This window comes from Nocardioides sp. (assembly GCF_036274455.1).
In the GTDB taxonomy this organism is placed as follows: domain Bacteria; phylum Actinomycetota; class Actinomycetes; order Propionibacteriales; family Nocardioidaceae; genus Nocardioides.
Window position 1 is genome coordinate 57,874 of the sequence record NZ_DASUFR010000022.1, and the last position, 21,299, is coordinate 79,172.

Genomic DNA, 21,299 nt, shown 5'->3' on the forward strand with positions numbered 1-21,299 from the left:
CAAGTCACGTGGCATCACCCTCCACGGCGTCCGCCTTGACGGTGAGGTCGTCGACCAGCCGGCGGGCGACCTCCTTGTCCAGCCCGGAGATCTCCAGCGCACCGGCCGCGGACGCCGTCGTGACGGTGACGGTCGCCAGCCCGAACAGGCGGGCGATGGCTCCCTCGACGTGGTCGACGGTCTGGATCCGCGACATCGGCGCGATCCGGCGCTCGCGGGTCCACCAGCCGGTCTGGGTGTAGACCGCCGTGTCGGTGACCTCCCAGCGGTGCACGAGGTAGCGCCAGCTCGGGACCACCGCGACGTAGGACAGCAGGACCAGCGCCCAGAGCGGCCACGCCCACCACGGCACGTCGAACAGGTCCATCGGGCCGACCAGGACGACGGGGACCACGGTGAGCACCACGGCTTGGACCAGGGTCTCCACTGTCCACATCAGCCGGGCGCGCGGGCTGACCCGCTGGCTCGGCTCGCGCAGGGTCACTGTGCAGCAGCGAGCGAGGAACGAGCTCGCTGCGTGGGCACAGGGAGGTTGAGCAAGCGACACGGCTGAGCTTGCGAAGCCGTGGCAGCGCGTCGAAACCACCGCAGCCCGGGTCGCGACGCAACCACTGCCATCACACGACCTCACAGATCACGGCGCCGTTGGTGACGGTGGCGCCGACCTCGGCCTGCAGCCCGGTGACCGTGCCGGCCTTGTGCGCCTTGATCGGCTGTTCCATCTTCATCGCCTCGATGACGACCACCGTGTCGCCCTCGGCGACCTGCTGGCCCTCCTCGACCACGACCTTGACGACCGTGCCCTGCATGGGCGAGGTGACCGCGTCGCCGCCGGCGGCCGAACCGGACCTCCTGCCAGCCGCTCGCTTGGGCTTCCTGGCCGCGCCGGCGCCGCCCGAGACCGCGCCCAGGCCGCCCGGGAGGACGACCTCGAGCCGCTTGCCGCCGACCTCGACCACGACCGTGTGCCGCTCGGCGGGCTCGTCGGACTCGACCGCATCGCCGGCGTAGGGCTCGATCCGGTTGTCGAAGTCGGTCTCGATCCACTGGGTGTAGACCTCGAAGGAGCCCTCGCCGGACGGGTTGGACGGCCCGACGTACGCCGGGTCGCGCACCACGGCGCGGTGGAACGGGATGACCGTCGGCATGCCATCGACGACGAACTCGTCGAGGGCGCGGCGCGACCGCTCGAGGGCCTGGGTGCGGTCGCGGCCGGTGACGATCAGCTTGGCGATGAGGGAGTCGAAGGACCCCGGCACGGTCTCGCCGTTCTCATAGCCCGCATCGAGACGGACGCCGGGGCCGGACGGCGGCCGCCAGGCCGTCAGGGTGCCGGGCGCGGGCATGAAGCCACGACCACCGTCCTCGGCGTTGATGCGGTACTCGATGGAGTGGCCGCGGATCTCCGGGTCGTCGTAGCCGAGCTCCTCGCCGGCGGCGATCCGGAACATCTCGCGGACCAGGTCGATGCCGGTCACCTCCTCGGAGACGCAGTGCTCGACCTGGAGGCGGGTGTTGACCTCGAGGAAGGAGATGGTGCCGTCGTGGGCGACCAGGAACTCGCAGGTGCCGGCGCCGTGGTAGCCGGCCTCGCGGAGGATCGCCTTGGACGACTCGTAGAGGCTCTTGCGCTGCTCCTCGGTCAGGAACGGCGCCGGGGCCTCCTCGACGAGCTTCTGGTTGCGGCGCTGCAGCGAGCAGTCCCGGGTGGAGACCACGACCACGTTGCCGTGCTGGTCTGCCAGGCACTGGGTCTCGACGTGGCGCGGCTTGTCCAGGAACTTCTCCACCAGGCACTCGCCGCGCCCGAAGGCGCTGACCGCCTCGCGGACCGCCGACTCGAAGGCGTCCGGGATCTCCTCGAGCGTGCGGGCGACCTTCAGGCCGCGGCCGCCGCCGCCGTAGACCGCCTTGATCGCGATGGGGAGGCCGTTCTCCTCGGCGAACCGCACCGCCTCGTCGGCGTCGGCCAGCGGGTCCTTGGTGCCCGGCGCCAGCGGGGCGTTCGCCTGCTCCGCGATGTGCTTGGCCCTGGCCTTGTCGCCCAGGGCCTCGATCGCGGCGGGCGGCGGGCCGATCCAGGTCAGCCCGGCGTCGATCACCGCCTGGGCGAAGTGGGCGTTCTCGGCCAGGAAGCCGTAGCCCGGGTGCACCGAGTCGGCGCCCGACCTCTCGGCCACCGCGATGATCTTCTCGATGTCGAGGTAGGACTCCGCCGGTGTGGAGCCACCCAGCGAGTGCGCCTCGTCGGCGAGCCGCACGAACAACGCGTCGCGGTCGGGGTCGGCGTAGACGGCCACGCTGCCGAGGCCGGCGTCCTTGCACGCGCGGATGACCCGGACCGCGATCTCACCGCGGTTGGCGATGAGCACCTTCTGCAACGGGCTGGTCTCAGGCACCAGAGGAGGCTATCGCCACGTCTGCTCCGCCCGGCCGGTGACTGCCACGCCTGACCTTGACCTCCAGCGCACCTGAAGTTCTACGGTCACAGACGTGGAACCGACACAGATCGCCGTCCTCGGCACCGGGCCGGTAGGCCGCGCAGTCTCCGGGGCATTCTCCAGGCTCGGTCACTCCGTCACGATCGGCACTCGCGACCCGGACAGCACCGCCGCCCGCGACGACTTCGCGTCCTGGGCCGCGGAGCACCCCGACGTCCGCCTGGCGACCTTCGCCGAGGCCGCTGCGTCCGCCGAGCTCGTGGTCAACGCCTCGGGCGGTGACGTCGCGCTCGGCATCCTCGAGGCGGCCGGCGACCAGAACCTGGCCGGCAAGGTGCTGCTCGACATCTCGAACCCGCTCGACGGCTCGCACGGCTTCCCGCCCATCCTGTTCGTCAAGGACGACGACTCGCTGGCCGAGATGATCCAGCGGGCCTACCCCGACGCCCGGGTGGTGAAGAGCCTCAACACCATGAACAACGCGCTGATGGTGGACCCGCAGCGGCTGGGGGAGGACACCACGGTGTTCGTCTCCGGCGAGGACGCCGGGGCCAAGGCGACCGTGACCGAGCTGCTGCGCCAGCTCGGCCACGGCGACGTCATCGACCTCGGCGGCATCGAGACGGCCCGTGGCCCGGAGATGTGGCTGCCGCTCTGGATCCGGATCAACCTCGCGCTGGGCGGCAACGACTTCAACATCAAGGTGGTGCGGGGGCCGTCGCTCTCCGCTTGACCCGGGTCAACGCCCGGTGTCGGCGAGCCTGTCGAGGACCGACCGGGCGTCCCAGCCGCCGGGGTCGGTCGTGGATCGCCACTGCCGGATCTGGTCCCTCGCCCAGCCTGCCCACTCGAGCACGGTGGCTTCCTGCTGGACCTGCAGTGGGAGCGTGAGAGCGCTCAGGTGCTCGCGCCCGTGGAACAGCGGCGGCTGCCCTGCCATCTCGCTCAGCGCCTGAATCCGCTCGCGGGCCTCTGTCTCGATCCGCGCGAGAGTGGCGTCGAGCTGGCCGAGGTCGCCGGCGTCGGCGAAGAACACTTTGACCATCGCCTCGAACTCGCCTGCCCGCGGCACGGCGGGCTCGTCCAGCCACCTCGCGAGCTCGTGTCGGCCTGAGCGGGTGATCGTGTAGACGGTACGCGGACGCTTGCCGGTCGACTCAGACCGTGCCGTGGCGAGACCTGCGTCGACGAGGTGCTTCGGCTCGTCGTAGAGCTTCCGCTCGGCGCGAGGCCAGAACCAGTTCAGGCTGCGCTGCGCCTGCTTGGCGAGCTCGTAGGTCGTCCATGGGCGCAGCGCGAGAAGACCCAGGAGTGCGTACGACGTCGTGCTTCGGCGGGCCATGACGCATCTTGACATACTGCCCTGGGCAGTATCTACACTCTTCTCGTATACTGCACAGGGCAGTATCTGTGACGAGAGGAACCTCGATGACCACGCTGCAAACCGTTGCCGCGCCCTACGACGACCTGGGGGCCGGTGCGCCTTCCCTGCTGCTGGTGCCCGGGTGGTGCGGAGATCGGTCGGTGTTCGGCCCGCTCGCTGCGGAGCTGGCTGCGGATCACCGGGTCGTGGTGGCGGAGCTCCGGGGACAGGGTGCGCTCTCGCACCTGTCGGAGGACTTCGACACCGCGCGCCAGGTCGACGACCTGCTGGCACTCGTCGACGAGCTCGGTCTCGAGACCGTGGTCCCCGTCGCGCTCTCCCACGCCGGCTGGATGGCCATCGAGATGCGTCGCAGACTCGGCGCGACACGGGTGCCCGGGATCGTGCTGCTGGACTGGATGGTGCTCGGAACGCCGCCCGGCTTCACCGAGGCACTGGAAGGCCTGCAGGACGCCGAGGCGTGGCAGAGCGTCCGCGCGGGGCTCTTCGAGATGTGGACCGCGGGAGTCGCCAGCCAGTCGGTGCACGACTACGTGGGGGCCATGGGTCGGTACGACTTCGCGCACTGGTCACGGGCGGGCCGCGAGATCGCCGCTGCCTTCGTTCGCGAGGCCAGCCCCCTGGCCGCCCTGGGGCGGCTCGCTGAGCCGTGCCCGACCCTGCACCTCTACGCCCAGCCGGCCGATGACGGATACCTCACGGCTCAGCAGGAGGCCGCCGCCCGGCTCGGCTGGTTCCAGGTGGAGAGGATCGCGGCGAGCAGCCACTTCCCGATGCTCGAGGTCCCGGGCTCGATGGCTGAGACAGTCCGCGAGTTCTCGGCGGGCCCAGCTCGGCGACTGGTTAGCGATCGTTAACCGAACGGGGTAGCCTGCGCCCCATGAGCAGCAGCTTCGAGCTCAGCCGCGAGCACGAGGAGTTCCGGCAGAGCGTCCGTGAGTTCGCCGAGGCCGAGATCGCGCCGCACGCCGCCCAGTGGGACCGTGACCACCACTTCCCGGTCGACGTCGTGCAGAAGATGGGCAAGCTCGGGCTGTTCGGGCTCACCTCGCCGGAGGAGTACGGCGGAGCTGGCGAGGACGGCGACTTCACCAGCCTCTGCGTGGCGATCGAGGAGATCGGCCGCGTCGACCAGTCCATGGGGATCACCCTGGAGGCGGCGGTCGGCCTCGGGATCAACCCGATCCTCAGCTACGGGTCCGACGAGCAGAAGCAGACCTGGCTCCCCGACCTCGTCGCGGGCCAGGCGCTCGCCGGCTTCGGCCTCACCGAGCCGGGAGCCGGCTCGGACGCCGGCGCCACCCGCACCAGGGCAGAGCTGGTCGACGGCGAATGGGTGGTCAACGGCGCCAAGCAGTTCATCACCAACTCCGGCTCCGAGATCACCAGCGTGGTCGCGGTGACCGCGCGCACGGGCACCCTCGGCTCGACGGAAGGAGAGGGCAAGGCAGAGATCAGCGCCATCCTCGTCCCGAGCGGCACGCCCGGCTTCACTGCCGAGAAGCCCTACGACAAGCTCGGCTGGCGCGCCTCCGACACCCACCCGCTGACCTTCGAGGACTGCCGGGTTCCCGAGGCCAACCTCCTCGGCGACCGGGGTCGCGGCTACGCGCAGTTCCTCGCGACCCTCGACGACGGCCGGGTCGCGATCGCCGCCCTCGCGGTCGGCTGCATCCAGGCCTGCCTCGACCTGAGCGTCCAGTACGCCGGTGAGCGGCAGACGTTCGGCGTACCGATCGGGCGCAAGCAGGGGCTGGCCTTCCAGGTCGCCGACCTCGAGGTGATGGTGCACGCCAGCCGGGCGCTGGTCTACCGCGCGGCCGCCATGAAGGACAGCCAGAAGACCGGGCTGGGAGCGCCGGTGAAGGACTTCAAGCAGGCCGCCGCGGTCGCCAAGCTCTACGCCACCGAGTCCGCGGTCACGGCGACCCGGATCGCCACCCAGGTCTTCGGCGGCTACGGGTTCATGGAGGAGTACCCCGTCGCCCGCTTCTACCGCGACGCGAAGGTGCTGGAGATCGGCGAGGGGACGTCCGAGGTGCAGAGAATGCTCATCGCGAGAGGGCTGGGCCTCCCCGTGGAGTGACGACCGGCTGTCTGCCCTCGTGATCACGAGGCGCGCTCTCTTCGCTCGGAACAGGCCCAGTCCGTGTGATGGTGGGGCCACGCCTGCCCGATTCGCGAGGGGCCGCCGTCTAGCATCGGTGATCATGTCTTTCCGGGGTCCCCGCGCAAGCGTTCGCTCATCGCGCGCAGCGCCCCCTCCGAAGGGGTGCGTGCGGTGAACATGTCGGACCGGACGCAGCGATTCATCGCTGAGGCAGGCCGGTTCCTCGTCGTCGGTGGAGCTGCCACGATCGTGGCGCTCATCATCTTCAACTACCTCGCCCACGGCTTCAGCACCGGCGACCACGCACCCCTCGGCGACCAGCCGATCCTGGCCTTCGTGATCGCCAACACGGTGGGCATGGCGGTCAGCTACTACGGCAGCCGGCACTGGGCGTTCCGCGACCGGCAGCCCGTGCACTCCGACGGTGGGCTCAGGATGTTCGTTGCGATCAACCTGCTGACCATGCTGATCCCGATCGCTTGCCTGGCGATCAGCCGCGACGTGCTCGGCCTCGACGACCCGTTCTCCGACAACGTCTCGGCCAACGTGATCGGCCTGGTGCTGGGGCTCATCGCGCGGTTCTACCTGTTCCGGACCTTCGTGTTCCGCCGGCCGATCAGCATCGTGGAGATCTACGACGAGCCGGGCGTCCTCGAGCAGGTCGACGCCCGCAAGACACACGCCGGGCCGGTCAGCGAGTCGACGGCGCTGGCCAGAAGTCGGTCCATCGGTGGCCCAGCTCCGCCGCCAGCTCGCGCACCAGAGGGAGACTGACTCCCACCACGTTGTGGTGGTCACCCTCGATCCCTGCCACGAACGCGCCGCCAAGGCCGTCGACGGTGAACCCGCCGGCGACGTGGAGCGGCTCCTCGGTCGCGACGTACGCCGCGATCTCCTCGTCGGTCACCTCCGCGAAGTGCACCGTGGTCGTCGCGGTCGCGGAGGCGACGTGGCCGGTGCCGGTGTCGTGCAGGCAGTGACCGGTCATCAGCACCCCGGACCGGCCGCGCATCGACCGCCAGCGTCTGACCGCCTCCTCGGCGGCGCCGGGCTTGCCGAGCACCTCGCCGTCGAGCTCGAGGACCGAGTCGCAGCCCAGCACCAGCGCACCGTCCGGGAGGTCGTCACGGGAAGCCACCGCGGCGCTCTTGAGCTCGGCCAGCTGGAGTGCCAGCTCCGCCGGCGGCAGCGGGCCGAGCTGGTCCTCGTCGACGCCCGAGACGACCACCACGGGCTCGATGCCGGCGGCGCGCAGCGTGGCCAGCCGGGCAGGGGATTGGGAGGCGAGGACGAGGGGCGTCCGGGCCCGGGCGATGGTCACGCGAGCACGAAGGGGAGGGAGTCGCCGAAGGCGCAGGTGGTCAGCGCGGCGAGGTCGGCGTCCTCGTCGAGGTGCTCGGTGGCGCGCATCGAGAGCATCACGTTGAGAAGCATGCCCTGCGAGATGAAGTCGCGCGCCGCCTCGTCGGTGCAGCCGGTGGACCGCACGGTGGCGAAGATCCGGCTCATCCCCTGACGGCTGCAGCGCGCGATCTCGTCGATGTCGCCGCCCGAGAAGCCGTGCATCATCACCATCAGCAGGTCGCGGTCGCGCAGCAGCTCGGTGTAGGCGAGCCCGAGGCGGGCCCAGTCGTCGTCGCTGTCAGGGTCGAACGGCCCGTCCTGCAGCACCGCATCGAACGCCGCCCGGATCCGCTCGCACGAACGCTCGAGCACCTCCAGGAACAGCGTCAGCTTGGTGCCGAAGATGCGCACGACGTAGGGCTGGGAGACCCCGGCCTCCTTGGCGACCGCGTCGGTGCTGGTGCCGGCGTAGCCGCCGCGGGCGAAGGCCCGCGTCGCCGCCGCCAGGACCAGCTCGCGCCGGTCGGGAGCTGCCATCCGCGCACTGCTCCGGTTCACGCTTGACATGTTATCAGTTGATAACTAACGTCTCCAACTACAAGTAATCATTCGATGCCTTCTTGATCGGAGACCCAGGATGTCCACCACACTCGACGTCCGGACCGACGCACCGGAGCAGGCCGCGACGCGGTCCCGCCGGGTCCCGGTCTGGCTGGCCGTCGTCGCGGCCTCGCTGCCGATGTTCATGGCCACCCTCGACAACCTGGTGATGACCAGCGCGCTGCCGGTGATCCGGGCGGACCTCGGCTCGAGCGTCAGCCAGCTGTCGTGGTTCATGAACGCCTACACGCTGGCCTTCGCCACCTTCATGCTGCCCGCGGCGACGCTCGGTGACCGGCTCGGCCGGCGCCGGGTGATGATCGCCGGACTGGTGGTCTTCACCCTCGCCTCGATCGCCTCTGCGCTGAGCACCTCCTCCGAGGCGCTGATCGCGGCCCGAGCGTTCCAGGGCTTCGGAGCGGCGGCGATCATGCCGCTGTCCCTCACCCTCCTCGCCTCGTCGGTCCCGGAGCGGCTGCGGCCCGCCGCGATCGGCATCTGGGGCGGCGTCTCCGGTCTCGGGGTCGCGCTGGGCCCGGTCGTCGGCGGTGCCGTGGTCGAGGGGGTCAGCTGGCAGGCGATCTTCTGGCTCAACGTCCCGGTCGCCGCCGTCGCCCTTCCGCTGCTGCTCGTCGCGGTGCGTGAGTCGAGGGGCGCCTGGCAGCGGCTCGACCCGGTCGGCACCGCGCTGCTCGGCGGTGCGGTGTTCCTCGGGATCTGGGGCATCGTGCACGGCAACGACGACGGCTGGACCTCCCGCGGCGTGCTCGTCCCGCTGGTCACCGCCGCGCTGCTGCTGCCGGCGTACTTCCGGTGGGCCCGCGGTCGCTCCTACGCCGTGCTCCCACTGCGGCTGTTCTCCTCACGCGGCTTCTCGGTCGCCAACGTGGTCGGCCTGACCTTCACGATGGGGATGTTCGGCGCGGTCTTCCTGCTCTCGCAGTACCTCCAGGTCGTCGAGGGCTACAGCCCGCTCGAGGCCGGCATCCGCACGCTGCCGTGGACGGCGGCTCCGATGGTCGTCGCCCCGATCGCGGGGATCCTGGTCAACCGGACCGGCGTGCGAGCGCTGCTGGTGGTCGGGCTGACCCTGCAGACCGCCTCGCTGGTCTGGTTCGCGTGGCTGGCCGAGCACGGCTCGCCGTACACCTCGTTCGTGGTGCCGCTGGCCATGGCCGGCGTCGGGATGGGGCTGACCTTCGCCCCGAGCGCCACCGCGGTGCTGCAGGGGCTGCCCGACGAGGACTTCGCGATCGCGAGCTCGTCGAACTCCACGGTCCGCGAGTTCGGTGTGGCCTTCGGCATCGCCCTGCTGACCGCGGTCTTCCTGGGCAACGGCGGCGAGATCTCGCCGGTCGGGTACGACGGCGCGATCGGCCCGGCGCTGCTGACCGGTGCCGCGGCGGTGGCGGTCGCGGTCGTCGCGGCGTTCTTCGCTCCCGGGCGCAGCCGCGCCCAGCACTGACCCACCCAGGACGCGGGCCCGTCGCCCCCCTGCGACGGACCCGCGTCCTCCCCCCCGTGACGGCCCCCGGTTCTCGGGCCAGGGGGCCGGTCTAGATCGTGCGCATGCGCAACCGTTTCTCGCGATGGCCCGGCGGGACCATTCGGGGAGCGTCAGGCATGGCCTGACCGGACTAACCCCTCCGGGTGGTGCTCAGGACGAGGGAAGTGTGCTCGACCGCCACCCGCCGAGGCCGTGCGGGAGGCTGCGGCGCAGCTTGCGATGGTGCGCCGACCACTCAGGCGTGCGCCGCCGCGTCGGCTCGCCGCCGCCGCTGCCGAGCGCGGCCACGACCGCCACCAGGGCGGCCAGCTCCTCGGCGGTCGCGTCGCCGCGGACGATGCGGAGGAGGGGGCGCTCCGCTCCGGACTCGCTCACAGCGGGATGTTCCCGTGCTTCTTCGCGGGCAGCGTCTCCCGCTTGCTGCGCAGCAGGCGCAGGGCGCGGACCACCTCGATCCGCGTCTCGTGGGGGCTGATCACGGCGTCGACGTAGCCGCGCTCGGCGGCGAGGTAGGGGTTGGCCAGCGCCTGGTCGTAGTCGTCGATCAGCTGGGCGCGCCTGGCCTCGGCATCCTCGGCGTCCTGCAGCTCGCTGCGGTAGAGGATGTTCACCGCACCCTGCGCACCCATGACCGCGATCTGCGCGGTCGGCCAGGCCAGGTTGATGTCCGCACCGAGGTGCTTGGAGCCCATGACGTCGTAGGCGCCGCCGTAGGCTTTGCGGGTGATCACGGTGACGAGCGGGACCGTGGCCTCGGAGTAGGCGTAGATCAGCTTGGCGCCGCGGCGGATGATGCCGTTCCACTCCTGGTCGGTGCCGGGCAGGAAGCCGGGCACGTCGACGAAGGTCAGCACCGGGATGTTGAAGGCGTCGCAGAAGCGGACGAAGCGCGCCGCCTTCTCCGAGGCGTCGATGTCGAGGGTGCCGGCGAACTGCATCGGCTGGTTCGCCACGACGCCGACCGAGTGGCCCTCGACGCGACCGAAGCCCACGACGATGTTGGGCGCGAACAGCTCCTGGACCTCGAGGAACTCACCCTGCTCGTCCCCGTCGGCGTCGACGACCGCCCGGATCACGTCGTGCATGTCGTAGGGCTGGTTGGGCGAGTCCGGGATCAGGGTGTCAAGGGTCCGGTCGAGGTCGGAGACCTCGAGGTCGGCCTCCTGCTCGTAGGACGGGACCTCGTCGAGGTTGTTCTGGGGCAGGTAGGAGAGCAGCGCCTTGGTGTACTCCAGCGCGTCCTCCTCGTCGGAGCCCATGTAGTGGGCGTTGCCCGACTTGGTGTTGTGGGTCCGCGCGCCGCCGAGCTCCTCCATCGTGACGTCCTCGCCGGTGACGGTCTTGATGACGTCGGGACCGGTGATGAACATGTTCGAGGTGCCGTCGACCATGATCGTGAAGTCGGTGACGGCGGGGGAGTAGACGTGGCCGCCGGCGCAGGAGCCCATGATCAGGCTGATCTGCGGGATGACGCCGCTGGCGTGCACGTTGCGGCGGAAGATCTCGCCGTAGAGGCCCAGCGAGACCACGCCCTCCTGGATCCGGGCGCCGGCGCCCTCGTTGATGCCGATGATCGGGCAGCCGGTCTTGATGGCGAGGTCCATGACCTTGGTGATCTTCTCGCCGTAAACCTCGCCCAGCGAGCCGCCGAAGACCGTGAAGTCCTGGGAGAAGACGCAGACCTGGCGTCCGTCGATGGTGCCGTAGCCGGTGACCACGCCGTCGCCGTACGGGCGGCGCTTCTCCAGGCCGAACGCCGTGGAGCGGTGCCGGGCCAGCTCGTCGAGCTCGACGAAGGAGCCCTCGTCGAAGAGCAGCTCGATGCGCTCCCGCGCGGTCTTGCGGCCCTTGGCGTGCTGTTTCTCGACCGCCTTGGCCGACCCGGCGTGCACCGCCTCGTCGAGCCGGCGCTCGAGGTCCTCCAGCTTGCCCGCGGTCGTGTGGGTGTCGATGTCCTCGTGGACGTCTGTTCCTTCGCCGGGGTGCGCGCTCACGCGTGGCAGGCTAGCGCTCGTGACCGCGGACGCCTCCGGACGCCCACCGCTCGACGCCGCGCTGCTGCCCGACCACCAGGTCGAGGTGGTCGCGGAGGCCGGGTCGACCAACGTGTTGGTCGCCGAGCGTGCCCAGGCCGGCGGCCCCGAGGGCCTGGTGATCGCGGCCGAGCACCAGACCGCCGGCCGCGGCCGGCTCGACCGCACCTGGGAGACGACGCCACGGTCCGCGCTGACCTTCTCGGTGCTGCTGCGGCCCACCGTGCCGCCCGCACGCTGGCCGTGGCTGCCGCTGCTCACCGGCTACGCCGTGTGCACCGCGCTGCGGGACTCCGGCTTCGACGCCGTCGTCAAGTGGCCCAACGACGTCCTCATCCACGACCGCAAGGTCGCCGGGATCCTCGTGGAGCGGGTGGAGACACCGACCGGAGCGGCAGCCGTCCTCGGCATCGGGGTCAACGTGGCAGCCACCGTCGAGGAGCTGCCGGTGACCGACGCCACCTCCCTCGCCCTCGAAGGTGAGGTGCCCGACCGCACCGAGCTGCTCGGCGGGATCCTGGACACGCTCTGGGACACCTACGTCGCCTGGCAGGAGGGCGGTGACCCGACCGGGAGGCGGCTGGCCGCGGCGTACACCGCGGTCTGCGCGACGATCGGCCAGCCGGTCCGGGTCGACCTGCCGGCGGGGGAGGTGCTGACGGGCATCGCGAGCGGCATCGACGCTGACGGGCGGTTGCTGGTGGACGGCACCGCGGTCAGCGCCGGAGATGTCGTCCACGTCCGCGTCGATCGGTGACATGATCCGACCGTGGCCATCTCCAAGAACCTGCTGAACGAGGGGGAGTCGGTCGTCGTCGACACCCGGACACACCCCAAGGCGCTGCTCCTGCCGATCTTCGCGCTGGTGGTGTTGCTCGCGATCGGGGTGTTCGTGCAGACCCAGACCGACCAGGGCATCGTCCACAATGTCGTCTGGGTGGTCGTGGCGATCGGCATCCTGTGGTTCTTCGTGCGCCGGCTCCTGATCTGGCTGACCGCGACCTACACGATCACCACCCGGCGCCTGATCACCCGCCACGGCGTGATCACCAGGCGCGGCCACGACATCCCGCTGACCCGGGTCAGCGACGTGGCCTACGAGAAGGACCTCGTCGACCGGCTGCTCGGGTGCGGCACGTTGGTGATCAGCGACGCCAGCACGCACGGCCAGGTGGCCCTGCCCGACATCCCGCACGTCGAGGACGTCCAGCGCAAGCTCAACGAGCTGCTCCACGACCTGCACGAAGCCGAAGACCGCCGCAACGAAGGTGTCTGACCACCTCGAGCGCGGCGACGAGGCCACCGAGGACCTCGAGCAGCACATCCTCGGCGAGCCCCGGGTCTTCAACGCCGCCGAGCTGGCCGAGGCCACCGGCGTCGACCTGGACCAGGCCCGCCGGCTGTGGCGGGCGCTCGGCTTCCCCGAGCACGGCGGGGCCACGGCGTTCACCCAGTCCGACGCGAAGGCGCTCTCGACCCTCGTCGGGCTGGTCGACTCCGGACTGATCGACTTCGACCTCGCGGTCCACCTCACCCGCGCGGTCGGCCAGACCATGGCCCGGCTCTCGGACTGGGAGGTCTCCGCGCTGCTCGCCCGGGTGCTCGAGCTGGCCCGCGAGCAGCCCGGCGCCCCGGACGACGACTCGGGCGACCGGCTGGCCATCGGGCTGCGGATGATCGAGGAGTTCTCCGAGCCGTTCGAGGCGCTGCTCCTCTACGTCTGGCGGCGCCACCTGGCCGCCGCGGTGGCTCGCACCGAGGCGCTCGGCGCCCGCGAGGAGGACCTGCACACCACCCGGCTCACCGTTGGCTTCGCCGACATCGTGCACTTCACCGCGCTCTCCAACCAGCTCTCCGAGGAGCGGATCGGCGACCTCGTCGAGCTCTTCGAGGCTCGTTGCGCCGACGTCGTCGCGGCCCAGCGTGGCCGGGTCATCAAGTCGATCGGTGACTCGGTCCTGTTCGTCCACGAGGACCCGATGGCGGCCTACGAGATCGCCGAGGGCATCATCGCCGTCATCGGTCGCGACTCCCGGATGCCCGACGTCCGCGTCGGGCTGGCCTCCGGCCTCGTCGTGCTCCGGCTCGGTGACGTGTTCGGCCCGCCGGTGAACATGGCGGCCCGGCTCACCGCCGTGGCCCGCCGCAACCGGATCATCATCGACTCCGAGACCGCGGGGCTGCTGCCGGCCTCGGAGTTCGAGACCCGGCGGCTGCCGGCCCGGCCGGTGCGCGGCTTCGGCATCGTGGAGCCGGTGGCCGTACGCCGGACGTGACCGTTCAGCAGCCCCAGGTCAGTAGCTCAGCGAGGTGCTTCGGCTGGGGCCGATCGGGCCGGTGTTCTGCGGGCGGGACCCGGCGAGCCGGTTGACGACCTGGACTGTGACGGTCTGGTCCTCCGCGCCGACCGTGACCTGTCCGGACGCCGGGCTGAGCACGGGCTGCTGGTAGTGGAAGCCCGGGCGGGCACGCGGGAGGCCGGTCTCCCGGACCGTGCACGGCACCCCCACGCGGACCGGGTCGGAGACGAAGGTCTCCCCGCGCGCGAGCGTGAAGGTGGCGTCGAACTGGTCGGCGGCGCAGTCGAGGGCGAACCCGAACCTGCTGCCGGGCCGGTAGCCGCCGGTGTGACCGGTGACCTCCTTGTGCACCCTGATCCGGCCGAACACCGCACGCACCGGGTTCTCGATGACCAGCCGGACGGTCTGGCCGTCGGCCGTGACGGTGACCGTGCGGCTCGGGACGAACTCGGCCGGTTCGTAGACGTAGCCGGGCAGGGTCGGGGTCCGGCGGACCTCGCGGACCGTGCACGTGGTGCCGACCAGGACGTCCCTGGACTTCTTGGTCTGGCCGGCCGCCAGGGTGACGTTCCCGTCGAGTGCGTTGCGGACCCCCGGACTCGGGATCGTGCAGTTGTAGTGGATCGTGAACTCGGCGTCCGGTGCCAGGCCGGCCTGGGCGCCGGTGACCTCCTTGGTCACCGTGATGTTGCCGGTCTCGGGTTCGGGCAGCGGTGGCGGGCAGTACTCGGCGTCGACGTTGAAGTCGCTGCCGATCGACTTCGCCCAGAAGGTGCCGTGCAGGTCGGTCCGCCGGCCGAGGTTGAGCCTGCCGTTGGGCGAGTAGAAGTGGCCCCAGATCTCGGAGTTCTCACCGAACCGGACCGCGTTGTCGTTGTTGGGGTCCACCCCGTCCGCGCGGACGTAGACGACGGGGATGTCGTTGCAGTCGGAGCCGTCGAACCGCATCGCGTCGTTGATCAGGAAGTCCTGCGCGACCTGGATGACCACCCCCGGCTGCGTGATGACCCTGACGTTCTGCCCGGTGGTGATCCGGCACATCGTGTAGGTGCCCGCGGTGAGCGTGACCGTGGTCCCGTTCTGCCAGGTCACGGCGCCGTACACGCCGGGCGACATCACGGCCGACTGCTGGGCCGGGACGGTGACGGGGTTGCTCGGGTTGCAGGCGAAGGAGGGGAGCGGAGGCGTCGCCTTGACCGGCGGAGGCTGGAAGGGGATGGGGGGCCCGGTGCGAGACTCCTCGTTGTTGTTGGCGCCCTGGTTGTTGAAGACCCGGTAGACGTCGCACTCCTTGGCCAGGGTGCTGGTGTCGCCCATCCGCAGGTTGTCCGAGACGACCATGGTGTTGTCGCTCATGACCATCTTCGCGTTGGCGCAGATGTTCATCCGCCAGTCGTTGCCGCGGATGAACCCCGACTCGTTCACGCCGATGTTGCCGCCGTCGATGATCGACGGACCGTGGTTGCCCTGCCCGCCCTTGAAGTCGAGCTCGTCGAACCCGAACAGCACGTAGGAGCTCAGGCTCGAGGAAGGGACGGGCTGCGAGCGTCGAGCCGCGCCCGCAGGCGTCTCTGGCTGGGCGGGCGCAGACATCGTGGCGACGGCGCCTGCCGTCGCGAGGACGACCACAGCCGCGGATGCGACCCGTCGCACAGCTGACCTGCCGGTGTAGTGGGACACCCGGGATGCCACCTCTTCCGTTGGTGCCGCCAGTCTGCAGCCAACGCCCGGAAAAGGACAGGGGCCACATGGCAACCGAGCGCGCGGGGGGCGCGGCGCCCTCCGCAGCCTAGGGTGGTCGCGTGCCCGACCTCGCGCCGACCGTCGCCGTCATCGGTGGCGGACAGCTCGCCCGGATGATGGCCGAGCCGGCCGCCGCGCTCGGCATCCCGTTGCGGCTGCTCGCCGAGGCGGAGGGTGTCTCGGCCGCGCAGGTCATCCCCGACACGATCATCGGTGACCACCGGGACATCGAGGCGCTGCGCAAGGTCACCAGCGGCGCGGCCGTCGTCACCTTCGACCACGAGCACGTGCCCACCGACCACCTCCACGCGCTGGCCGACGCCGGTGTCGCCGTCCGCCCGGCTCCGGAGGCACTGGTCCATGCCCAGGACAAGGCGGTGATGCGCGAGCGGCTCACCCAGCTCGGGCTGCCGTGCCCGCGCTGGGCCGTGGTCCACTCGCCCGAGGAGATCGAGGCCCTCGGACTGCCCTGTGTGCTCAAGGTGACCCGTGGGGGGTACGACGGCCGCGGGGTCTGGATCATCCGCAGCCACCACGACGCCGAGGAGGCGTTCGCGCAGTCGGAGGCGACCGGGGCGCGGGTGCTGGCCGAGGAGCTGGTCGACTTCCACCGCGAGCTGGCCGCGGTCGTGGCCCGCTCGCCGAGCGGACAGGCCGCGGCGTACCCGATCGTGGCCAGCACCCAGCTCGACGGCATCTGCCACGAGGTCGTCAGCCCGGCACCCGACCTCGCGCCCGAGCTGGCCACCCGGGCCCAGCAGCTGGCCCTGACCATCGCCAAGGAGCTCGACGTGGTCGGGATCCTCGCCGTCGAGCTGTTCGAGACCAGGGACGGCCGGGTGCTGGTCAACGAGCTGGCCATGCGGCCGCACAACACCGGCCACTGGACCCAGGACGGCGCGGTGACCAGCCAGTTCGAGAACCACCTTCGCGCAGTCCTCGACCTGCCCCTCGGCTCGCCGGCACCGCGGGCCCCATGGACGGTGATGGTGAACATCCTCGGAGGTCCGGCCGAGCAGGTGGGCCGCCTGTACGACGGCTACCCGCACGCACTGGCGCGGGATCCGCGGCTGCGGGTGCACCTCTACGGCAAGGAGCTGCGGCCAGGACGCAAGGTCGGCCACGTCAACGCCTACGGCGAGGACCTCGAGGACTGCCTCGCGCGAGCGCGGCACGCCGCGGCGTGGTTCCGCGGCGACCTCGGCAACGAGAGCGAGTGAGGGATGACTGAAGCACCGCGGGTCGGGATCGTGATGGGCTCCGACTCCGACTGGCCGGTGATGCGGGGCGCCGCGACGGCGCTGGAGGAGTTCGGCGTGCCCTACGAGGCCGACGTCGTCTCGGCGCACCGGATGCCGGAGGAGATGCTCGCCTACGGCAAGGAGGCCGCCGGCCGCGGGCTCCGGGTGATCGTCGCCGGGGCCGGGGGTGCCGCGCACCTGCCCGGCATGCTGGCGTCGGTCACGCCGCTGCCGGTGATCGGCGTACCCGTCCCCCTGGAGAACCTCGACGGCCTCGACTCGCTGCTCTCGATCGTCCAGATGCCCGCCGGCGTCCCGGTGGCGACCGTCGCGGTCGGCAACGCCCGCAACGCCGGTCTCCTCGCGGTCCGCATCCTCGCCGCCTCCGACGAGGAGCTGCGCGCGAAGATGGTCGAGTTCCAGGTCTCCCTCAAGGAGGCCGCACAGGCCAAGGGCGCGGCGGTGCGCAACACCGCCGGCGGCAAGGTCGGCTTCTAGCCGGTGCAGGCCCGGCTGGTCGGGCTCGACGTCGCCCGTTGCCTCGCCCTGGTGGGGATGGTGGCGGCGCATGTCCTGGAGCGGCCGCCGCTGGTCGCGGGGCGCGCCGCGGCCCTGTTCGCGGTGCTGGCCGGGGTCAGCCTGGTCCTGATGTCGCGGCGTACGTCGTCGCTCGGCCTGGTCGCTCGCGCCGTGCTGATCGCCGGGTGGGGGCTCGTGCTGGGCGAGCTCGACTCCGGTCTGGCGGTGATCCTGACCTACTACGGGGTGCTGTTCCTCCTGGGCATGCCGTTCCTCCGGCTCGGCGCGCGCGCCCTGTTCGGCTGGGCGCTCGCCTGGACCGTGGCGGGGCCGGTCCTCTCCCAGCTGCTCCGCCCGCACCTGCCCGTGCGCGGCGCCGCGAGCCCCGAGGTAGGGCAGCTCGCACACCCCGGCCACCTGCTCTCCGAGCTGCTGTTCACCGGCTACTACCCCTGTCTGACCTGGCTGGCCTACCTGCTCCTCGGGATGGCGATCGGCCGGTGCGACCTGCGGTCGCGGTCGGTGCACGCCGGCCTGGTCCTGGGCGGTCTTTCGGTGGCGTTCCTGGCCTTCGCGTTGTCGAGGTCGTTCACCGAGCAGCCCTGGGTGCTGCGCCGGCTCCTGCCGGACGCGGGCGGGTACGGCGACGTCTCCACCTCCGACGCGTTCGTCCACGCGATCGCCGCCGGAATGCACGGCACCACCCCTGCCGGTGGCTCCTGGGCGTGGCTCCTCGTGGTGGCGCCGCACAGCGGGACGCCGTTCGACCTGCTGCAGACCGGGGCCTCGGCGGCGCTCCTGATCGGGGTCTGCCTGCTGGCCGTGTCGGCTCTCTCGAGCGGTGCCGAGCGGGTGGTGGCGATCCTGTTCGGTGCCGGGACGATGACTCTGTCGCTCTACAGCCTGCACGTCCTGCTGCGCACACCGCGGTTCTGGCCGGCCGAGGAGTCCTCGTCGTTCGGGTGGCACGTGCTGGTGCTGCTGGCGATCGGGGCGGTCTTCGTCGCCGCCCGCCGCAAGGGGCCGCTCGAGGCCGCCCTGGCGTGGGTCAGCGCCGCCGCCACTCGATGGCAGGGCAGGTGTCCATCACCATCGGGACCCCCGCCGCCACGGTCCGGTCGAACGCGGCCGCGTCGATGACCCCGAGCTGGAACCACACGCCCCGCGCGCCGATCTCGACCGCCTGGTCCGCGAACTCGCCGGCGAACTCCGAGCGGCGGAACACGTCCACCACGTCGACCGGGAACGGCACGTCGGCGAGGGTCGGATAGCCCTTCTCGCCGAGCACCGTCAGCCCTCCGTCGTCGGCGGCGGCGGGGTGGATCGGCACGATCTGCTTGCCTCGGTCCTGGAGCATCGCGGCGATGGAGAACGCCGTACGCCGTGGGTCCCCGGAGAGCCCGACCACCGCCCAGACCTTGCAGTCGTCGAGCATGAACCGGACTGCCTCGGGATCCTGCCAGCTCACTCATCGAGCCTAGGACGTCCTGGCCAGCCGAGCCCAGCCGGCCGCCGCTGTCCATACCGGTGGCCAGCCGCGGCCTCCGGCCGTAACGAGTGGGCCGCAACCGCGTTGAGGACTACGCGGGGCGGCTCAGCTCCCGAGACGTCCACCCATATCCCCAGGAGAGAGCATGTTCAAGCGCAGCAGCCACCGCTTGCTCGCCAGCGCCGCGGTCACCGCCGGCCTGGCGCTCGGCGGCCTCACCCTCACCGCGCCGGCAGCCGAGGCGGCGGCACCGTCGGCCAGTGCCTCGTACACCTGCGCCACCCCGCTGCCCGGCCCCCTGTCCAGCTTCCAGGTCCCGGCGGACTTCTCGCTCGAGACGCTGCCGGAGGCGTTGACCGCCAACGTGCCGGTGCCCGCCGGCGTGCCGCTGGTCGGGACCCTGGACTTCAGCGCGACCGGGCTGGTCCCGAGCCTCATCCTCACCCTGCAGAGCGCGGTGCACATGGTCGTGGGCAACATCCCGGGCGCCGGCTCGGCGACCGCCCCGCTGGACGGCGCGTTCACGCAGCTCGCGGGCGCCGCCGCGACGGTGAGCGCCCAGCTCGGGTCGTTCACGCCGGACGCCGGTCCGCTGCCGGTGCCGGTCCCGACCTCGTTCGACTTCGCTCCCGTCGCCGGCGCGCTGGCGGGTCTCGGCGTCCACTGCACGCTGAACCCTGGCTCGGTCCAGCAGGGCGGCTCCGGTTCGGTCCCGCTCCAGGGTGCGAAGGTCAAGGCCCACGCGCCGAAGGTGGTCCACCACGGACAGAAGGCCGTCGTGACAGCCAAGGTCAAGACCACCGCCGGCCAGAAGGGTGTCGGCACCGTCGTCGCCAAGACCAAGGGCTTCAAGGCCAAGACCAAGACCCTCAAGCACGGCAAGGCCCGCTTCGTCTTCAAGGGGCTGAGCATCGGCAAGCACCGGATCAAGCTCGTCTTCCTCGGCAACGGCTACACCGCCCCGGCCAAGCAGAAGGTCGTCGTGACAGTCGTGCGCTGACCCGAACCAGATCCGGCCGTCCGGCCGGTGCCCTCGTGGTGCCGGCCGGACGCCGTTGCCCGGCGGTCGGCTCCTACGATGTGACCCATGGGTAGTGCAGACGCCGCACCGTTGTTCGCGCTCTCCGAGGAGTACCGGGCGATCCGCGAGGCGGTCCGGACGCTGTGCGAGGCGAAGGTGGCGCCCTTCGCCGCCGAGGTCGACGAGCAGGCGCGCTACCCCGAGGAGGCCGCGGCCGCTCTGGTGGCGGCCGACTTCCACGCCCCGCACGTGCCGGAGGAGTACGGCGGCGCCGGTGCCGACGCGCTGGCGACGGTGCTGGTGATCGAGGAGGTCGCCCGCGTCGACATGTCCGCTTCGCTGATCCCGGCGGTCAACAAACTCGGCTCGCTGCCGGTGCAGCTGGCCGGCTCGGAGGAGCTCAAGAAGCACTACCTGGGTGCGCTCGCCCGGGGGGAGGGCGGGTTCTCCTACTGCCTCTCGGAGCCGGACGCCGGCTCGGACGCCGCGGCGATGAAGGCGAAGGCGACCCGCGACGGTGACTTCTGGGTGCTCAACGGCGTCAAGCGCTGGATCACCAACGCCGGCGTCTCGGACTATTACACCGTCATGGCGGTGACCGACCCGGAGAAGCGCTCTCGGGGCATCTCGGCGTTCGTGGTGGAGAAGTCCGACGAGGGCGTCTCCTTCGGGGCGCCGGAGAAGAAGCTGGGGATCAAGGGGTCGCCCACCCGCGAGGTCTATCTCGACAACGTCCGGATCCCCGCCGACCGGATGATCGGCGCGGAGGGCACCGGTTTCGAGACCGCGATGCGGACCCTCGACCACACCCGGGTCACCATCGCCGCGCAGGCGGTCGGCGTCGCCCAGGGTGCGCTGGACTACGCGCTGTCCTACGCCCAGGAGCGCCGCCAGTTCGGCAAGCCGATCGCCGACCAGCAGGGGCTGCAGTTCATGCTCGCCGACATGGGCATGAAGGTCGAGGCCGCCCGGCAGCTCACCTATGCGGCCGCCGGCCGCTCCGAGCGCGGCGACCAGGACCTGACGTTCTTCGGCGCCGCGGCCAAGTGCTTCGCCTCCGACGTGGCCATGGAGGTCACCACGAATGCCGTGCAGGTGCTGGGCGGCTACGGCTTCACCCGCGACTACCCGGTCGAGCGGATGATGCGCGATGCCAAGATCACCCAGATATACGAGGGCACCAACCAGGTCCAGCGCATCGTGATGGCCCGCCAGCTGCTGGCCGGCGTGCAGTCCCAGCTCTGAGCGCATTTCCGGCTCTTCTGACTGATCCGTGGGTGGGCGGCCGCGCGCGTAGCAGGCCCGCACCCGCCGTCAAGGATGCCTTCGGCCCCGCTGCGCGGCGCACTCTGCCGGTCCTTGGGCCGTCCTTGACCGCGGGTCCTGGCGGGCCTGCTGAGGGGCGCGCAAGGGCGGAGCAAGCTCCGCCCCGCAGGCGCGGCCGCCCGGGGCGTGTTCTGCGATCTGCACCGCATATTGGCCACCCAGGACGCCGAGATGTGGTGCCTATCAGCTGGACCGGTCTTTGCCGAGGATTCCCGGCACCAGGTGCCGACTTCCCTCCGCA

22 protein-coding genes are annotated in these 21,299 nt (G+C 71.1%); 13 read left to right on the forward strand and 9 right to left on the reverse strand.

Going from position 1 to position 21,299, the window contains the following annotated elements; all coding sequences use genetic code 11:
• Positions 1-4: 4 nt before the first annotated feature.
• Positions 5-484: a PH domain-containing protein gene (locus VFV89_RS01960; protein WP_329704208.1), complete on the reverse strand. Its 480-nt coding sequence runs from the start codon at positions 482-484 to the stop codon at positions 5-7.
• Between the two features lie 133 nt (positions 485-617).
• Positions 618-2,381, reverse strand: a complete 1,764-nt coding sequence (locus VFV89_RS01965; RefSeq protein ID WP_414690339.1) for an acetyl/propionyl/methylcrotonyl-CoA carboxylase subunit alpha — start codon at positions 2,379-2,381, stop codon at positions 618-620.
• 112 nt (positions 2,382-2,493) lie between these two features.
• On the opposite strand from VFV89_RS01965, the gene VFV89_RS01970 reads away from it, so the two are divergent.
• Positions 2,494-3,174: an NADPH-dependent F420 reductase gene (locus tag VFV89_RS01970; RefSeq protein WP_329704210.1), complete on the forward strand. Its 681-nt coding sequence runs from the start codon at positions 2,494-2,496 to the stop codon at positions 3,172-3,174.
• A gap of 6 nt (positions 3,175-3,180) precedes the next feature.
• On the opposite strand, the gene VFV89_RS01975 is transcribed toward VFV89_RS01970, so the two are convergent.
• Positions 3,181-3,783: a PadR family transcriptional regulator gene (locus VFV89_RS01975; RefSeq protein ID WP_329704211.1), complete on the reverse strand. Its 603-nt coding sequence runs from the start codon at positions 3,781-3,783 to the stop codon at positions 3,181-3,183.
• Between the two features lie 86 nt (positions 3,784-3,869).
• Here VFV89_RS01975 and VFV89_RS01980 point away from each other — a divergent pair, with 86 nt between their 5' ends.
• From VFV89_RS01980 to VFV89_RS01990, 3 genes are all read left to right on the forward strand, one after another.
• A complete protein-coding gene (locus VFV89_RS01980; RefSeq protein ID WP_329704212.1) occupies positions 3,870-4,682 on the forward strand; it encodes an alpha/beta hydrolase in 813 nt (270 codons plus the stop codon).
• A 23-nt stretch (positions 4,683-4,705) separates the two neighbouring features.
• The gene (locus tag VFV89_RS01985) at positions 4,706-5,911 is read left to right on the forward strand and encodes an acyl-CoA dehydrogenase family protein (RefSeq protein WP_329704213.1); all 1,206 of its coding nucleotides are present in this window, start codon (positions 4,706-4,708) and stop codon (positions 5,909-5,911) included.
• A 201-nt stretch (positions 5,912-6,112) separates the two neighbouring features.
• Positions 6,113-6,709 carry a GtrA family protein gene (locus VFV89_RS01990; RefSeq protein WP_329704231.1) on the forward strand — a complete coding sequence of 199 codons (597 nt, stop codon included), beginning with the start codon at positions 6,113-6,115 and terminating at the stop codon, positions 6,707-6,709.
• Here the strand turns inward: VFV89_RS01990 and VFV89_RS01995 are convergent.
• Positions 6,627-7,256, reverse strand: coding sequence for a nucleoside triphosphate pyrophosphatase (locus VFV89_RS01995; RefSeq protein ID WP_329704214.1), 630 nt, complete (start codon positions 7,254-7,256; stop codon positions 6,627-6,629). The genes VFV89_RS01990 and VFV89_RS01995 overlap by 83 nt on opposite strands.
• Positions 7,253-7,846: a TetR/AcrR family transcriptional regulator gene (locus VFV89_RS02000; RefSeq protein WP_329704215.1), complete on the reverse strand. Its 594-nt coding sequence runs from the start codon at positions 7,844-7,846 to the stop codon at positions 7,253-7,255. Before VFV89_RS02000 ends, VFV89_RS01995 begins: the two co-directional genes overlap by 4 nt.
• A gap of 70 nt (positions 7,847-7,916) precedes the next feature.
• Between VFV89_RS02000 and VFV89_RS02005 the strand changes: the two genes are divergently transcribed.
• Positions 7,917-9,344, forward strand: a complete 1,428-nt coding sequence (locus tag VFV89_RS02005; RefSeq protein ID WP_329704216.1) for a DHA2 family efflux MFS transporter permease subunit — start codon at positions 7,917-7,919, stop codon at positions 9,342-9,344.
• Positions 9,345-9,536: 192 nt separating this feature from the next.
• Here VFV89_RS02005 and VFV89_RS02010 read toward each other — a convergent pair whose 3' ends face one another.
• Together VFV89_RS02010 and VFV89_RS02015 are read right to left on the reverse strand one after the other, a co-directional pair.
• Entirely contained in the window at positions 9,537-9,761 is a 225-nt protein-coding gene (locus tag VFV89_RS02010) for an acyl-CoA carboxylase epsilon subunit (RefSeq protein ID WP_329704217.1), read from the reverse strand.
• Positions 9,758-11,380, reverse strand: a complete 1,623-nt coding sequence (locus VFV89_RS02015; RefSeq protein ID WP_329704218.1) for an acyl-CoA carboxylase subunit beta — start codon at positions 11,378-11,380, stop codon at positions 9,758-9,760. Before VFV89_RS02015 ends, VFV89_RS02010 begins: the two co-directional genes overlap by 4 nt.
• A 19-nt stretch (positions 11,381-11,399) precedes the next feature.
• Here VFV89_RS02015 and VFV89_RS02020 point away from each other — a divergent pair, with 19 nt between their 5' ends.
• From VFV89_RS02020 to VFV89_RS02030, 3 genes are read left to right on the forward strand one after another with little or no spacing between them, the layout of a single operon-like run.
• Entirely contained in the window at positions 11,400-12,176 is a 777-nt protein-coding gene (locus VFV89_RS02020) for a biotin--[acetyl-CoA-carboxylase] ligase (protein WP_329704219.1), read from the forward strand.
• A 12-nt stretch (positions 12,177-12,188) separates the two neighbouring features.
• The gene (locus VFV89_RS02025) at positions 12,189-12,695 is read left to right on the forward strand and encodes a PH domain-containing protein (RefSeq protein ID WP_329704220.1); all 507 of its coding nucleotides are present in this window, start codon (positions 12,189-12,191) and stop codon (positions 12,693-12,695) included.
• Positions 12,688-13,695: an adenylate/guanylate cyclase domain-containing protein gene (locus VFV89_RS02030; RefSeq protein ID WP_329704221.1), complete on the forward strand. Its 1,008-nt coding sequence runs from the start codon at positions 12,688-12,690 to the stop codon at positions 13,693-13,695. The genes VFV89_RS02025 and VFV89_RS02030 overlap by 8 nt, the downstream gene beginning before the upstream one ends.
• Before the next feature lie 18 nt (positions 13,696-13,713).
• On the opposite strand, the gene VFV89_RS02035 is transcribed toward VFV89_RS02030, so the two are convergent.
• The gene (locus VFV89_RS02035; RefSeq protein ID WP_329704222.1) at positions 13,714-15,228 is read right to left on the reverse strand and encodes a DUF5979 domain-containing protein; all 1,515 of its coding nucleotides are present in this window, start codon (positions 15,226-15,228) and stop codon (positions 13,714-13,716) included.
• 293 nt (positions 15,229-15,521) lie between these two features.
• Here VFV89_RS02035 and VFV89_RS02040 point away from each other — a divergent pair, with 293 nt between their 5' ends.
• From VFV89_RS02040 to VFV89_RS02050, 3 genes are read left to right on the forward strand one after another with little or no spacing between them, the layout of a single operon-like run.
• The gene (locus VFV89_RS02040; protein ID WP_329704223.1) at positions 15,522-16,682 is read left to right on the forward strand and encodes a 5-(carboxyamino)imidazole ribonucleotide synthase; all 1,161 of its coding nucleotides are present in this window, start codon (positions 15,522-15,524) and stop codon (positions 16,680-16,682) included.
• Positions 16,683-16,685: 3 nt separating this feature from the next.
• Positions 16,686-17,201, forward strand: a complete 516-nt coding sequence (purE, locus tag VFV89_RS02045; RefSeq protein ID WP_329704224.1) for a 5-(carboxyamino)imidazole ribonucleotide mutase — start codon at positions 16,686-16,688, stop codon at positions 17,199-17,201.
• Between the two features lie 3 nt (positions 17,202-17,204).
• Positions 17,205-18,362: a heparan-alpha-glucosaminide N-acetyltransferase domain-containing protein gene (locus VFV89_RS02050; protein ID WP_329704225.1), complete on the forward strand. Its 1,158-nt coding sequence runs from the start codon at positions 17,205-17,207 to the stop codon at positions 18,360-18,362.
• Here the strand turns inward: VFV89_RS02050 and VFV89_RS02055 are convergent.
• The gene (locus VFV89_RS02055; RefSeq protein ID WP_329704226.1) at positions 18,271-18,690 is read right to left on the reverse strand and encodes a CoA-binding protein; all 420 of its coding nucleotides are present in this window, start codon (positions 18,688-18,690) and stop codon (positions 18,271-18,273) included. The two genes, VFV89_RS02050 and VFV89_RS02055, sit on opposite strands and share 92 nt — an antisense overlap.
• Positions 18,691-18,856: 166 nt before the next feature.
• Between VFV89_RS02055 and VFV89_RS02060 the strand changes: the two genes are divergently transcribed.
• Both VFV89_RS02060 and VFV89_RS02065 read left to right on the forward strand, forming a co-directional pair.
• Positions 18,857-19,711, forward strand: coding sequence for an Ig-like domain repeat protein (locus VFV89_RS02060; protein ID WP_329704227.1), 855 nt, complete (start codon positions 18,857-18,859; stop codon positions 19,709-19,711).
• 87 nt (positions 19,712-19,798) lie between these two features.
• Positions 19,799-20,977, forward strand: coding sequence for an acyl-CoA dehydrogenase family protein (locus VFV89_RS02065; RefSeq protein WP_329704228.1), 1,179 nt, complete (start codon positions 19,799-19,801; stop codon positions 20,975-20,977).
• Positions 20,978-21,299 lie beyond the last annotated feature (322 nt).

What these genes read in the sequence shown, in the direction of transcription:
- VFV89_RS01975 (WP_329704211.1), bottom strand. Translation starts at nt 3,783, where the DNA reads ATGGCCCGCCGAAGCACGACGTCGTACGCACTCCTGGGTCTTCTCGCG.
- VFV89_RS01985 (WP_329704213.1), top strand. Translation starts at nt 4,706, where the DNA reads ATGAGCAGCAGCTTCGAGCTCAGCCGCGAGCACGAGGAGTTCCGGCAG.
- VFV89_RS02005 (WP_329704216.1), top strand. Translation starts at nt 7,917, where the DNA reads ATGTCCACCACACTCGACGTCCGGACCGACGCACCGGAGCAGGCCGCG.
- purE (WP_329704224.1), top strand. Translation starts at nt 16,686, where the DNA reads ATGACTGAAGCACCGCGGGTCGGGATCGTGATGGGCTCCGACTCCGAC.
- VFV89_RS02000 (WP_329704215.1), bottom strand. Translation starts at nt 7,846, where the DNA reads ATGTCAAGCGTGAACCGGAGCAGTGCGCGGATGGCAGCTCCCGACCGG.
- VFV89_RS01980 (WP_329704212.1), top strand. Translation starts at nt 3,870, where the DNA reads ATGACCACGCTGCAAACCGTTGCCGCGCCCTACGACGACCTGGGGGCC.
- VFV89_RS01990 (WP_329704231.1), top strand. Translation starts at nt 6,113, where the DNA reads ATGTCGGACCGGACGCAGCGATTCATCGCTGAGGCAGGCCGGTTCCTC.
- VFV89_RS02065 (WP_329704228.1), top strand. Translation starts at nt 19,799, where the DNA reads ATGGGTAGTGCAGACGCCGCACCGTTGTTCGCGCTCTCCGAGGAGTAC.
- VFV89_RS02060 (WP_329704227.1), top strand. Translation starts at nt 18,857, where the DNA reads ATGTTCAAGCGCAGCAGCCACCGCTTGCTCGCCAGCGCCGCGGTCACC.